This is a genomic window from Celeribacter baekdonensis (assembly GCF_003047105.1).
In the GTDB taxonomy this organism is placed as follows: Bacteria; Pseudomonadota; Alphaproteobacteria; order Rhodobacterales; family Rhodobacteraceae; genus Celeribacter; species Celeribacter baekdonensis_B.
In genome coordinates this window covers 73,992-87,477 of the sequence record NZ_CP028475.1, presented here as the reverse complement: position 1 = coordinate 87,477, position 13,486 = coordinate 73,992, and the positions used below count along the sequence as shown (strand labels likewise).

Sequence of the window (13,486 nt, the reverse complement as noted above, 5' to 3'; positions counted from 1 at the left end):
GCTCCTTACACCCGGATCAATGCGGGGTCTTCATTGTCGTACATCCGCTCCAAAAGCGCGGCACGACGGGTGATAATTTTGCGGGTATTCAGCGATCCTTTGTCGGTGATTTCGCCATCTTTGACTGAGGGAGGTTCGGCCACAATGATGGCACGGGCAATGCGTTTGGCGGAGCCGGAGGCGGCGCGGGCCATGGTGCGCAAAACATGGTGAATTTCGGCCTGAAGATGCTCGTCAATCACGGCACCTTCTGAGCTGTTGTCACCATGAACGTGATCTGGGCGCGGGAAAATCATCAGACCGATTTCGCCACGATCATGGCCACAAATGACCACATCCATCACCAGCCCACGCAGCGCCTCCAAAGCGTCAAGCCGCAACTTGCCGGCCTGTACCCATGTGCCGGTCAAAAGTTTGAAATCCTCGGACACGCGGCCATCAAACACCAGCCCCCGGTTCATATCCTCGGGATCAAGAAACTTGACCGCATCGCCGGTGATAAAAAAGCCCTCGCCATCAAAGGCTTCGGCGGTTTTGTCAGGATCGTTGAGATAACCGGGCATGACATTCGGGCCTTTGACCCGGATTTCACAGCGCATGTCGGTGTCAGGGATGAGTTTGACCTCAACCCCCGGCAAAGCCACGCCAATAACGCCCGAGCGACCGATCGGTTCGTGGACCATGACATTGGCGGGGGCGGTCTCGGTCAAGCCCCAGCTTGAGATCATCAACGGCAGCTTGCCGCGCACTTCGATGGCCATCTCTTCGAGCCGGGTCCAGACATCCTGTGGCAGGGAGGCACCAGCGTAAAACAGCATATCGAGGTCTTTGAAATAGGCTTCTTTGAGGGCCTGATTGTGCTCCATCTCATGCACCAGCATGGCAAAGCCCACGGGTACATTGAACGCGGCGGTACAGGATTTTTCCGTCACGTTATCAATGGTATGCTGGAACAGCGCCTTGGTCGGTTTGCCATTGTCGATGTAGAAAGACCCGCCGTGCATCAGCATCATATTGACGTTATGCGAGCCGCCGAAAACGTGGTTCCACGGCAGCCAATCGACGATACGCTGCGGGCGCTCTTTCATGAATGGCAGGACCGAGGCCATTTGGGCCTGATTGGCACACATCATCCGCTGGGTCGTCATCACGCCTTTGGGGTCAGAGGAGGACCCCGAGGTGAACAGGATTTTGGCCAACGTATCTGGGCCGACCTTGGCGTGGACCGCGTCGAGATCGACGGATGCGTCGCCTTTGAGCAAATCGGCAAAGGCCGTGACCGGACGCGGCGCGCCCTCAGGGAGGGAGGCGATGACTTCGATCCCGTCGAGCTCCGCAAGGGCGATGGCTTTGCCGTAGCGGGCCGCATCATCAACAAAGGCCAGTTTCGGCTTGGTCTTTTTGATTGCGTATTGCAGGCGGAAATGGGCCTCTTCGATGAGCGAATATTGTTCTGCCAAAGGCACGGTCGGCACCCCGGCCCATTGCGCGCCAAAGGAGAGCAAGGCGTGATCCACCGAGTTGCCCGACATGATCAGGATCGGCGTGTCCTGACCCAACCCGCGCGCAGCCAGAGAGGCGGCGATGGCTTTGACACGGCGCAACACCTCGCCATAGCCCAGCTCGCGCCACCCTGCCCCGTCGCGTTCGGCCAAAAACACCGTATCAGGTGTTTCTGCGGCCCATTTTTCCAACCATATACCCGTATGCGCCACGACCGGGTCGAGCGGCACCTCAGAGGTCAAAATCAGGGATGCATTTTCGCGTTTTTCCAGCCGAACAGAATGCTCAACCAGCGTGAGCCCCGTGGTTTGATCTTTCATCATTTCCTCCCTTGGCCCTTATCAAGGACCGAATTCCGATCATGCCTCCGGGCGTCTGACCCGGTACAAGAGCTCTTTGAGAACGGTGACTTCCGCCTCTGTGAGCTTAGAAAACATCGCCGCCTCATGTGCATTGACGGCGGTCTCTGCCTCTTTCCATTTTGCCATTCCGGCCTTGGTCGCGCGCAGGGCGTATTGGCGTCGATCCCCCTCAACCCGTCCACGCGAAATCAAATCGGCGCTTTCCAATTCATCGACCAAAACCACCACCCCAGAGCGTTCGATATGAAGCGCCTCGGCGAGGCGGCTTTGGGAAATGTCAGGGTTCTCAATAATCACCGCCAAAGCCGAAAACGACGTCATACGCAGCCCGATCGGCTCCAACGTATCGGCCAAATCCGCGCGCACGTTGAGAAAGGCGCGCTTCATATTATAGCCCACGAACTGACGCAGATTTTCGTCGGTGATCTCTTTGGCGGTGCCCTCTTTTTTCACGTCTCTCTCCCGATCAATTGGCCACGATATCCACCAGCCAATAGCTCAAAACCGGGAAGCTCACCAGAATGGCGATCCGACAGAACTCGGCGATGATAAAGGGCGTGGTGCCTCGGAAAATCTGACTGGTCGGGATGTCTTTGGCCATCGACGAAATGACGAATAGATTCATCCCCACCGGCGGCGTGATCAGCCCCATTTCGACCACCACCAAAGAGATGATGCCAAACCACATCGCCTGTTGTTCCGGCATCAGGCCGAAATCCAGTGCCATGATCGTTGGGAAAAACACCGGTACGGTCAAAAGGATCATCGACAAGCTGTCCATCAAACAGCCCATCACCAGATAAAAGGCGATGATGCCCAAGAGCACTACAATGGGAGCCACATCGGCGGCGGAAAAGAACGCAGCCACATCAGACGGCATCCTTGAGAGCGCCAAAGCGACGTTGAAAATATCCGCGCCGTAAACGATGGCAAAGATCATCGCGGTTGATCCCGCTGTGTCGATCAGACAATCAAGGATCGCTTGCGGTGTCAGACCGCCGGTGAACAGCCCCGCGATCAGCATCAAGACAACGCCAACAGACGCACCTTCGGCCGGGGTAAAGAAGCCGCCATAGATGCCGCCCAAAACCACGACAAAAATCGCCACCACATGCCAAATGTCGCGCAGCGCTTTGAATCGGGTTTTCATGTCGGTCGCTGGGCGCGTTGGGCCTTCGTTCGGGAACAGGCGGACGTAAACGGCGATGGCGATGAAAAAGCCAATGACCGCCAAAATGCCCGGAATGGTTGCCGCCAAGAACAGTTTGACAATGTTCTGTTCGGTCAAGAGCGCATAGATGATCAGCACCACAGAGGGCGGGATCAGAATGCCCAAAGTGCCGCCCGCCGCCAAAGACCCAGAGGCCAAAGCGCCGGAATAGCCGTGTTTGCGCATTTCTGGCAAAGCCACCCGTGCCATGGTCGAGGCCGTGGCCAAGGACGAGCCGGAGATAGAGCCAAACATCGCACAGCCCGCAACCGATGCCATCGCCAAACCGCCCCGCAAATGGCCGATCCACGCGTTGGATGCGGCAAAGATCGAGGCGGAAATACCGGAGCGGGTCGCAAGATGGCCCATGAGGATAAAGAGCGGCACGATGGCCAACTCATAGGACATGAATTTGTCGACCCAGGCGGTGTTGAAATAGGCCATGAGCGCATAGGGCGAGGCGAGCACCATATAGCCCACGGCTCCCACCATCCCCATCGCCAAAGCAATGGGCATCCGGGCAAAGATCAGGATCAACAGCACAACGACCATGATGATCGCAATTGTCAGCGGTTCCATCAGCGGACCTCCATGGCACGAAAGGCGTGGCTCAACATTGGCAGGCTTTGCAAAAATGCGACGATGGCCGACAGCGCGGTGCCGAACAGAGCGGGCAGATACACCCACCAGACAGGCGCGCGCAGCAACATGGTGCGGTCGCCGTAGTCGTGCATTTCGCCAAGCCCCACCGACAAACGCCACGCCAAAAAGGCCCAGCCGAAGGCGAAGATCAATGTCCAAACCCCGTCCATGCGGCGTTGGGTCTTTGGTGCGAGCCAGAGGGTGAAAAGATCGACCATGACATGGCCTTTGTTGAATTGGCACAGGGGCAAAAACAGTGACGCGCAGGCGGCACAGGCCAATTCGACCAGTTCGAAATCGCCACGAATACCGCCAAGGCCAAGGTTACGCATGATCACCGAGGCTGCGACGGTGAGCGAGGCGGCAAAAATCACCGCCCCTCCTACACCCGCAGAGCCAAGACAGATCCGTTGCAGAATCAGGAACACGCGGCCATGCGGCACCTGTTCCGTCTCGTTTGCAAGCCGCTCGGCCATGGTTTAACCCGCGTCCAACAGGGCGTTGGCCCGTGCCACAATCGCCGCGCCATCATGGCCCGCGTCATTGAGCTTGCCGATCCAATTGTCATAAATCGGGGTCGCCATTTCGCGCCATGTGTTGATCTCAGAGGCCGCGATGGTGTGAATTTCATTGCCCTGTTTTTCGACAACGGATTTGCCAAAGGCCTCGAATTCATCGAATTGCGCGCCCAAACGACGTGACAGATCCGCCCCGGAATGGGCGTCGATTACGGCGCGCAGATCATCGGACAGGCCTTCATATTTGCGCTCGTTCATCACGAGGGCAAAGGTGTTGGCATAGATGCCGCGTCCGCCCGCTTCGGGTTCGTTGGTCACTTTGGTCAGTTCTTGCAATTTGAATGCAGGCACCACCTCGTAAGGCAGGCAACAGCCGTCGATCACCCCGTTTGAGAGCCCCACGACCATTTCGGTCACCGGGAAGAACACCGTTTCAGCCCCCATCAACGCCAGCATTTCACCGGTCGCTTGGTTCGGGGCGCGCAGTTTCAGCCCCTTGATGTCTTCGGCACTGGAGACGATCTGACCACGGGTGTGAATTTTGCCGCCATCATGGGTGTGAAACGCCAAAGGTTTCATGCCTTTGTATTCGTTTTGACCGAATTCTTCCATCAACGTGTGCATTGCCACCGATGTCTTTTCGGCATTGGTCACCATAAAGGGCATCGCCATGGTTTCGGCCACCGGGAAACGGTCCGGCGTATAGACCGGCAGTGTCCAGGCGATGTCACAGATGCCCTGACGCGCCTGATCGGCAAGCTGTGGCGGTTTGCCGCCAAGCTGCATCGACGGGAACATTTGCATCTCGATCGCGCCATTCGAGGCCTCAGAGATTTCCTTGGCCCAAACGTCGAAAAACCGCGTTTGCATCGGGGCCACACCCGGCAGGAAATGGTGCACGCGCAGGGTCACCTCTGCGGCATGGGCTTTTTTCAGGAATGCGGGTGTGGCCAAAGCCGCCCCCAGTGTCGTCATCGCCATCCGGCGCGTCATAGTCGTCATATTGGTTCCTCCCATTGATGACATCTGGCCCCTTGCCCGAGCCCTGATCCTTTTGCAGCGGCCCTGCACTCCTCCGCGCAAGGCCCCTTACCGCGCGTTACCGAAACACCGGAGCGCGTTTTTCGAGAAAGGCTTTCAGGCCTTCCCCGGCATCTTCACTGGTCTGCGACACCGCCGCACACATGCTTTCCATAAACAGGCCGTCGGATTTGGACATGTCGGAAATCCGGCTGATCGCCTGGATCATCATGTAGTTCGACAGGGTGGCGTTTTTGGCAATTTTGGCCGCCAGTTTGCGCGCCAAATCCATCGCCTCGCCCTCGCCCACCGCATAATGCGCCAGCCCAAGATCAAGCCCCTCAGCCGCATTGTATTTGCGCCCGGTCAGCATCATTTCACACATCCGGTCGGCACCAAGAATGCGCCCGATCCGAACGCTCGCGCCCCCGCCGACAAAGATGCCCCGCATCCCTTCGGGCAGTTGAAAGAGCGTCGACGGCTCGGCAATGCGCACATGGGTCGAAGCCGCCAATTCCAAACCACCGCCGATCACGGCACCAAACATGGCGGAGATCACCGGCAGGCCGGAGAATTGAATTTTATCCATGACGCCGTGCCAATTGCGCGAATGGCGCATCGTGCCTTCGGCATCGCGGGCGACATGTTCTGAGAGATCAAGACCTGAACAATAATGTCCTGCCGTCCCAGTCAGGATCACCACGCGCACGCCCTCTGGCGGACGAGAGAAGAACGCCTCGATCGCATCCAAAAGCGCGTCGCACATGGCATTGCGTTTGGCCGGGCGATTCATCGTCAGCGTGGCGATCGGGCCTTCAACCTCGACTTTCAGGATCTCTGTATCAGATGTCATTGTATTTTTCTTCTTTTTATTCAGTTATTTGATCGGCATGCGCGCGGCAGCATCCAGTCGGATCACCGTGCCATTGAGCATCGGGTTTTCCACAATCGACTGCACAAGCTGCGCATATTCATCCGCATGGCCCATACGCGACGGGAACGGCACGGATTTGAGAATGTCGGCTTTAATGTCCTCAGGCAGGCCCGCGCTCATCGCGGTTTCAAACAGGCCCGGCGCAATCGCCATGACCCGAATACCAAACCGTGCAAGTTCGCGCGCTGCGGGCAAGGTCATGGAGGCCACGCCGCCTTTGGAGGCGGAATAGGCCGCTTGGCCGATCTGCCCGTCTTCGAACGCCACAGAGGAGGTGTTGATGATCACACCGCGCACGCCATCGTCATCCAGAGGGTCGGCTTTGGCCATGGCCCGCGCAGCGATGTTCATCACCGTGTAAGTGCCCAAAAGATTGACGTTCAGCGCCTTGGCAAAGGCATCAATGGTCAGGCTGCCATCGCGCGGCAAGATGCGTGCGGCAGTGCCGATCCCGGCGCAGGACACGGTGACGCGCGGGGTGCCAAGGGTTGCTTCAACCTCGGCAAACGCGGCCTCAACAGCATCAGCGTCACTGACGTCAACGCCAAAACCAAGACCACCGATCTCGGCGGCGGCACGCTCGGCGGCCTCTTTTGACAGGTCCAACACGACCACTTTCGCGCCCAGCGCAGCAAGCCGTTTGGCGGTGGCAAAGCCAAGCCCGCTGGCCGCACCTGTCACAACGGCGACATGCCCTTCGATCTTCATGTGATCTCCTCCCATTTGAGCAAACCATGCGAAGATTTAATTGTTATGTCAATGAACAATTAATGCAATAACCTATCTCGCAGATGCAGCATCGACGATGCCCGCACACGGACATTTGAAAAGGCAAATAAAAAACCACACAGCGCGCAGGCTGTGTGGTTTTAAAATTTTGGCTCAGGCGTGGCGCAGCTGCGCAGAACGATCAGGTTAGGGCTTTCGGTCAAGAATCAGCGGCGCGCGGCTGAGGTGATTGCCAGCATCCGCAACCTTGGCCGCCAACCGCAAAAACTCCACCCGCTCCCCCTCATCCAGACCCAAAAGGATCTCATCTTGAAACCGCTTCACCACCGGGATCAACTCTTGCAAAATCTGCTCGCCCTCAGGGGTCAGTGTGATTGTACGGGCGCGGCGGTCGCGTTCATTCACGATCCGTTTGACCAACCCCTTGCCCTCCAACCGATCCACCACCCCACCGATGGTCGCCCGATCATAGGCAATCAGCCCGGCGAGACTGGCCTGATCCAGCCCAGGATTGGCGTGCAGCGCGTTCATCGCGGCAAATTGCACCGAGGTCAGCGCATGGCCTGTGAGCCGCATCCGCTCATTAAAGATCGACATCGAAATCTGATTCAATCGGCGAATCAAATGTCCTGCCATGTTGTGGATCTCAAGTTTCATCGGCCCTCATGTCATTCTTTTTATCACCATATGCCTCCCCCATAGCCCACGGGACTTGAGGGAGGTCAATAATGAGTATGCTTACAGACTTGACCCAGATCAATAGTAAGTATACATACTACATGCGCAACGGGAGTGCGCCCAGATAAAATCGGAGGAGCTCATATGTTTTCTAAAGCCAAAATTCTCGGCACACTCACGGCCGCGGCGATCTTGTCGGCCACCACGGCGATGGCCCAAGATGTCACGCTGATCATGCACCATTTCCTACCGCCAGTGGCCAACGCCCATAAGGTGATGTTGGAGCCTTGGGCACAGACGATCGAGGCCGAGAGCGACGGTCGCATCAACATTGAAATCTATCCGGCCATGTCGATGGGCGGCAAACCCAGCGAGCTTTACGGTCAGGTCCGCGACGGCACGGCCGACATTGTTTGGACCCTCTTGGGCTACACGCCGGGGGTCTTCCCGCGCACCGAAGTGTTTGAATTGCCCCGTGTTCACAAAGGCTCCGCCCGTGACACCACCATTGCACTCAACGCCTCTCTTGATCTGTTGGCCGAGGATTTCAAAGACATTCATGTGCTGTTTTTGCATGCCAATGACGGCAACCTGATCCATTCCGCAAGCACTCCGATCACCACATTCGAAGATGTGGCCGGTCTGAAACTGCGCACACCGGGCCGCTCTGGCGCGTGGACCATTGAGGCCATGGGTGCAGAGCCCGTCAGCCTGCCCGTCCCTGCCGTGCCGGAAGCCATGGCCAAAGGTGTGATCGACGGCGCCTTGACCACCTATGAAATCGTGCCCGCGCTGAAATTGCAGGAGCTGGAAAAATACACCGCCGAATTGCCCAATGGCGACCGCTTTGGCACCGCCGTTTTCATGGTGGCGATGAACCAAGACGCCTATGACGCGTTGCCAGAGGATCTCAAGGCCGTGATCGACGCCAACTCCACGGTCAATGTCGCCGCGGAGATCGGCCAGATGTGGGAAGATTTCGAACAGGCCGGGATTGACGCCTTGGATGCGGCGGGCGTGACCCGCACCGTGTTCTCCGCCGAAGAAGGTGCGAAATTTGATGCCGCAAATGACACTGTTGTCGACCGCTGGATCGAAGAAGTTTCCAGCAAAGGCATTGATGGCGCAGCCCTTGTCGACGCGGCCCGTGCCGCGGTGGCCGAAGCCGAAGCCCAATAAGCCAAACCTAAGCGGGGGGCTGGTTCGCCCAACGCCCCCGCTAAACCGATACGAAACACCACCACCCAACCGGGAGGCCTGCTATGCACGCTCATGTGACGCGTCTGGCTGACATCTTTGCGATGCTTGGAGGCGTGATCCTCTTTGTCATCGTCATGGTCACCACCACCAATACCGGCGCTTTCATCCTCGACCGTATCCTTGCGCCCGCTGGCGTCAATATCTCCGGCCTGCCCGGATATGAAGACTTTGTGCAACTGGCCATTTCCGGCGCGGCACTGATGTTTTTCCCTTACACGCAGGCCTCGCGCGGTCATGTCGCGGTCGATCTTTTCGTCTCCAATGCGCCGATGGTGGTCAAACGTGTGCTCGATCACATGTGGCTGATCCTCACCGCCGGAGTGGCGTTGTTTTTGGCCTATTGGATGATCAACGGCCTATTGGAATCGCGCTCAGATGCAGTGGTGGCCGGCGTGCTCGGCTGGCCGATCTGGCCGTTTTATATCCCCGGCATCGCCTCGATGATCCTTTGGGCCATCGTCTCTGTGAGCCAAATTTTCGGAGATGCCCGCTATGCTTGATCCCATCACCATCGGCGTGGTCGGCCTTGTTGTCCTGTTCGCCCTTTTGATGCTGCGAATGCCTGTGGGCATTGCGATGATTTTGGTCGGCGTGGGCGGCACCTATGCGCTGTCTCTGTCCGTGCCTTACGTGCGGTTTGTGCCTTATCTGCGCCAATTCAAGTCTTTGCTTTGGGAAAACGTAGCCAATTATGACCTCTCGGTCGTCCCACTTTTCGTGCTCATGGGCTATATTGCTGCCGAGGCGCGGCTCTCAAGTGACCTGTTCAAAGGGCTCGAAGCCCTCCTCTCGCGTCTGCGCGGTGGCGTGGCCATGGCGGCGATTGCGGCCTGTGGCGGCTTTGGTGCGGTCTGCGGATCGTCCCTGGCAACGGCGGCGACCATGGGCAAAGTTGCCCTGCCTGAGTTGAAAAAACTCGGCTATGCCGACCGTTTGTCGGCGGGCGCATTGGCGGCAGGTGGCACGTTGGGCATTCTCATCCCGCCCTCTGTCGCACTGGTGATCTATGCGATCATCGTTGAGGGTTCGATCCTTAAAATGTTCCAAGCCGCTGTCATCCCCGGCCTTTTGGCAGTGCTGTCCTTTATCCTCGTGGTTGCCATTCAGGTGCGGATCAACCCGTCCCTGGCCCCCGAACCGCGCCCGATGCCGCGCGAAGACCGCAACATCGCGCTCAAACGCCTGTTCCCGGTCATCGCCATTTTCGGCGCGATCATTTTGGGTCTGGGGTTTGGCCTGTTCACCCCCACCCCTGCCGCCTCCATTGGCGTGTTCATGATTGCCGCTTATGGCTTTGTGCTTCGGGCGTTGACCGGCGAGGGGCTGAATCTCAAAGGCCTCAGACGCGCGGTTCAGGCCACGGCGATCACCTCCGGCATGATCTATCTGATCCTGTTTGGTGCCGAGGTGCTCAAGGGCTTTTTCACCCGCTCCGGCCTACCGCAAGCGTTGTCTGATTGGGCCGCGACCTCTGGCTTGGACCCGATGCTGGTGCTGGTTATCATGTTGATCGCCTTCGTGATCCTTGGCTGTTTCATGGAAAGTCTGGCGATGATCCTTGTCGTCGTGCCGTTCTTTTGGCCGACCTTGATTGCGCTCAATGGCGGGGAATATGTCACCGCCGCCGATGCCGCCTTTGGCATGGGCATTGAGGATTTGAAAATCTGGTTTGGCATTCTGGCGCTGATCGTTGTCGAGCTTGGCCTGATCACGCCGCCTGTCGGCCTCAACGTGTTCATCATCTCTTCTCTGGCCAAGGACACGCCGATGTCCACCGTGTTCCGCGGTGTCATGCCCTTTCTTGGCTCCGAAGTCATCCGTGTGGCGCTGATCATTCTGATCCCCGCCCTCACCCTCACCATTCCGCGCCTGATCGGCGGCTAAAGCGTTTCGCGTTAAACTTGAGACACAAGTTTGATGCGAAATGCGCACACATTCAAATCTTGCACGGCGCGTCTCGAAAAGCTGTGATCCAGGTTTTTGACGAAACGCTTTAAGGTCCGAAAAAGGAGACATCTCATGTCTGATCTTCCTATCCTCATCGCCGGTGGTGGCATCGGGGGGCTTGCTGCCGCCTGTGGCCTTGCCCGCAAAGGTCATCGCTCCATCGTGGTCGAACAGGCCCCTGCGCTTGGCGAAATCGGCGCTGGCATTCAAATTGGCCCGAACGCCTTTCATTGCTTTGACTATCTCGGCATTGGCGACGAGGCGCGCGACAAGGCGGTCTATATCGACGCCCTGCGCCTGATGGATGCGCAAACCGCCGAAGACATCACCTCGATCCCGCTCGACGCGCCGTTCCGCGAACGCTTTGGCAACCCCTACGCGGTGGTGCATCGCGCCGATCTGCATGGCGTTTTGTTGAAATATTGCGAAGACAGCCCGCTGATCGACATTCGCACCAATCATGTTGTCGAAGGCTATGAGCAAGACGGCACCTCTGTGACACTCAAACTCAAAGACCGTGACGCACTCAAAGGCTCGTTTTTGATCGGGGCGGAAGGGTTGCGTTCGTCCGTGCGCGCCCAGATGATCGGCGATGGCGAGCCGCGTATTTCCGGCCACACCACCTATCGCTCGGTGATCCCGACCGAGCAAATGCCCGAAGATCTGCGGTGGAACGCTGCCACGCTCTGGGCCGGTCCGAAATGTCACATCGTGCATTACCCGCTCAAGGGCTGGAAAATGTTCAACCTTGTGGTGACCTATCACCGCGACGTCAAAGAGGCGATTGCCGGCAAGCCCGTCTCGAAAGAAGAAGTCGCGCAGGGCTTTGAGCACATCCACCCGAAAGCGCGTCAGATCATCGAACATGGCAATGATTGGAAACTTTGGGTGCTGTGCGACCGCGAGCCGATTTCCAACTGGGTTGAGAACCGTGTGGCTCTGCTGGGTGATGCCGCCCACCCGATGCTGCAATATTTTGCCCAAGGTGCCTGCATGGCGATGGAAGACGCGGTGGCTCTATCCCATTGCATTGAAAACTATGGCGATCATGTCGAAAACGCGCTTCAGCGCTACCAAGACATGCGCCGCGTGCGCACCGCCCGGGTTCAGATGAATTCCCGCCTGATCGGTGAATATATCTACCACCCGGATGACGCCAAAGCGGCCGTGCGCAACCATGTGATGAAGGGCATGTCCCCCGCACAATGGTACGACCAATTGAGCTGGATTTATGGCTCCACCGGCCTCGACGAAACCGCGCTGGCCGCCGAATAACCTCCCCTCAGAAACGCAAAGGACCATCCGATGACCTATGTCTTCCCCCCCGCGCCTCAGGCCTCGATTGCAGTTGATGGCACGGACGAGCGCCTGCCCGTGCGCCGTATTTTCTGCGTCGGCCGCAACTACGCCGCTCATGCCCGCGAGATGGGCAAAGACCCGGATCGTGATCCGCCGTTTTTCTTTACCAAACCGGCGGATGCGGTTGTGGAAAGCGGTGAAACCGTCGCCTATCCGCCCGAGACCGAAAACTTTCACTACGAGGCCGAATTGGTTGTGGCAATCGGCACCGGCGGCAAAAACATTACCGAGGCCGACAGCCTGTCCCATGTCTGGGGCTATGCGGTGGGCAACGATTTGACCCGACGCGATCTGCAACTCAAAGCCCGCGAACAGGGCCGCCCGTGGGATTGGGGCAAGGCGTTTGACCGCTCTGCCGTGATCGGCCCGGTGTTCCCGGTCGCCAAAGTCGGTCACCCGGATAAGGGCGCGATCAAACTCACCGTCAACGGCGATGTGAAACAGGATGCGGATCTCAATGAGCTGATCTGGTCGGTGCCAGAGATCATTTCGATCCTGTCCCATTCCATTGCGCTTGCGCCGGGCGATTTGATCATGACCGGCACGCCCGCAGGCGTCGGCCCGCTCGTTTCTGGTGATGTCTGTGTTGTCTCCATCGAGGGACTGGGGTCGATCGAGACCCCCATTGGCCCCAAAGAAGATTGAGCGAGGCTGAATGCCATGACGTTGAAGTTGCATAACTTCTTTCGCTCCTCCACCTCAACGCGGCTGCGTGCCGCGTTGAACCTCAAGGGGCTGGATTTTGACTATATCCCCTATGTGCTGCGCGACGGGGAAACCCGCACGCCCGAGTATTTGGCGAAGAACCCGCAAGGGCTGGTGCCAACCTTGGAGCGTGAGGACGGCACGTTTATGACCCAATCTCTGGCCATCATCGAATGGCTGGAGGAGACCCATCCCGAACCCGCGCTTTTGCCAAAAGATGCGGATGGACGGGCGCGGGTGCGGGCGCTGTCTTACATGATCGCCTGCGAAATCCACCCGCTCAACAATTTGCGGGTGCTGTTCCGCCTACGCGACCAATTCGGGGCCGATGAAGCGGCACAAAAAGAGTGGTTCACCCATTGGGTCAGCACCACGTTTGACGCGTTTGAAGCGGCCCTGACGCACAGCCCAGACACCGGCATCTATTGCCACGGCGACACGCCAACACTGGCGGATGTGTGCCTTTACGCGCAGGTCTGGAACAACAAACGCTTCGGCATCCCGCTTGATCCCTGGCCGACGATTGCGCGCATTTATGCCGCTCTCGACCAACTCCCCGCTTTTGCCAAGGCGGCTCCGCCCCAACAGCCGGACGCGGCCTAAGCGTCCCCATCCCGCA

General features: G+C 58.0%; 14 protein-coding genes. 6 read left to right on the top strand and 8 right to left on the bottom strand.

Going from position 1 to position 13,486, the window contains the following annotated elements:
- Positions 1–5 precede the first annotated feature (5 nt).
- From DA792_RS03720 to DA792_RS03685, 8 genes are all read right to left on the bottom strand, one after another.
- On the bottom strand, positions 6–1,823 hold the full coding sequence (locus DA792_RS03720; protein WP_107718207.1) for a feruloyl-CoA synthase: 1,818 nt from the start codon (positions 1,821–1,823) through the stop codon (positions 6–8).
- A gap of 39 nt (positions 1,824–1,862) precedes the next feature.
- Positions 1,863–2,318, bottom strand: coding sequence for a MarR family winged helix-turn-helix transcriptional regulator (locus tag DA792_RS03715; RefSeq protein ID WP_107718205.1), 456 nt, complete (start codon positions 2,316–2,318; stop codon positions 1,863–1,865).
- 13 nt (positions 2,319–2,331) lie between these two features.
- Positions 2,332–3,654, bottom strand: coding sequence for a TRAP transporter large permease (locus tag DA792_RS03710; RefSeq protein ID WP_107718203.1), 1,323 nt, complete (start codon positions 3,652–3,654; stop codon positions 2,332–2,334).
- A complete protein-coding gene (locus tag DA792_RS03705; protein ID WP_107718201.1) occupies positions 3,654–4,193 on the bottom strand; it encodes a TRAP transporter small permease in 540 nt (179 codons plus the stop codon). The genes DA792_RS03710 and DA792_RS03705 overlap by 1 nt, the downstream gene beginning before the upstream one ends.
- A 3-nt stretch (positions 4,194–4,196) precedes the next feature.
- Positions 4,197–5,237, bottom strand: a complete 1,041-nt coding sequence (locus tag DA792_RS03700) for a TRAP transporter substrate-binding protein (protein ID WP_254679345.1) — start codon at positions 5,235–5,237, stop codon at positions 4,197–4,199.
- A gap of 97 nt (positions 5,238–5,334) precedes the next feature.
- Positions 5,335–6,108, bottom strand: coding sequence for a crotonase/enoyl-CoA hydratase family protein (locus DA792_RS03695; RefSeq protein ID WP_107718197.1), 774 nt, complete (start codon positions 6,106–6,108; stop codon positions 5,335–5,337).
- A gap of 24 nt (positions 6,109–6,132) precedes the next feature.
- Positions 6,133–6,897 carry an SDR family NAD(P)-dependent oxidoreductase gene (locus tag DA792_RS03690; protein ID WP_107718195.1) on the bottom strand — a complete coding sequence of 255 codons (765 nt, stop codon included), beginning with the start codon at positions 6,895–6,897 and terminating at the stop codon, positions 6,133–6,135.
- Between the two features lie 207 nt (positions 6,898–7,104).
- Positions 7,105–7,575, bottom strand: a complete 471-nt coding sequence (locus DA792_RS03685; protein ID WP_107718193.1) for a MarR family winged helix-turn-helix transcriptional regulator — start codon at positions 7,573–7,575, stop codon at positions 7,105–7,107.
- A 165-nt stretch (positions 7,576–7,740) separates the two neighbouring features.
- Between DA792_RS03685 and DA792_RS03680 the strand changes: the two genes are divergently transcribed.
- The 6 genes from DA792_RS03680 to maiA all read left to right on the top strand — a co-directional run bounded on the left by DA792_RS03680 (position 7,741) and on the right by maiA (position 13,470).
- Positions 7,741–8,775 (top strand): TRAP transporter substrate-binding protein, encoded by a 1,035-nt coding sequence (locus tag DA792_RS03680; protein ID WP_107718190.1) that lies wholly within the window; start codon positions 7,741–7,743, stop codon positions 8,773–8,775.
- An 83-nt stretch (positions 8,776–8,858) separates the two neighbouring features.
- Positions 8,859–9,356, top strand: coding sequence for a TRAP transporter small permease (locus DA792_RS03675; RefSeq protein WP_107718188.1), 498 nt, complete (start codon positions 8,859–8,861; stop codon positions 9,354–9,356).
- The gene (locus DA792_RS03670) at positions 9,349–10,740 is read left to right on the top strand and encodes a TRAP transporter large permease (RefSeq protein ID WP_107718186.1); all 1,392 of its coding nucleotides are present in this window, start codon (positions 9,349–9,351) and stop codon (positions 10,738–10,740) included. The genes DA792_RS03675 and DA792_RS03670 overlap by 8 nt, the downstream gene beginning before the upstream one ends.
- A 135-nt stretch (positions 10,741–10,875) precedes the next feature.
- Positions 10,876–12,078 carry a 3-hydroxybenzoate 6-monooxygenase gene (locus DA792_RS03665; protein ID WP_107718184.1) on the top strand — a complete coding sequence of 401 codons (1,203 nt, stop codon included), beginning with the start codon at positions 10,876–10,878 and terminating at the stop codon, positions 12,076–12,078.
- A 30-nt stretch (positions 12,079–12,108) separates the two neighbouring features.
- On the top strand, positions 12,109–12,807 hold the full coding sequence (locus tag DA792_RS03660) for a fumarylacetoacetate hydrolase family protein (protein ID WP_107718182.1): 699 nt from the start codon (positions 12,109–12,111) through the stop codon (positions 12,805–12,807).
- A 15-nt stretch (positions 12,808–12,822) separates the two neighbouring features.
- A complete protein-coding gene (gene maiA, locus DA792_RS03655) occupies positions 12,823–13,470 on the top strand; it encodes a maleylacetoacetate isomerase (RefSeq protein ID WP_107718181.1) in 648 nt (215 codons plus the stop codon).
- Positions 13,471–13,486: the final 16 nt, after the last annotated feature.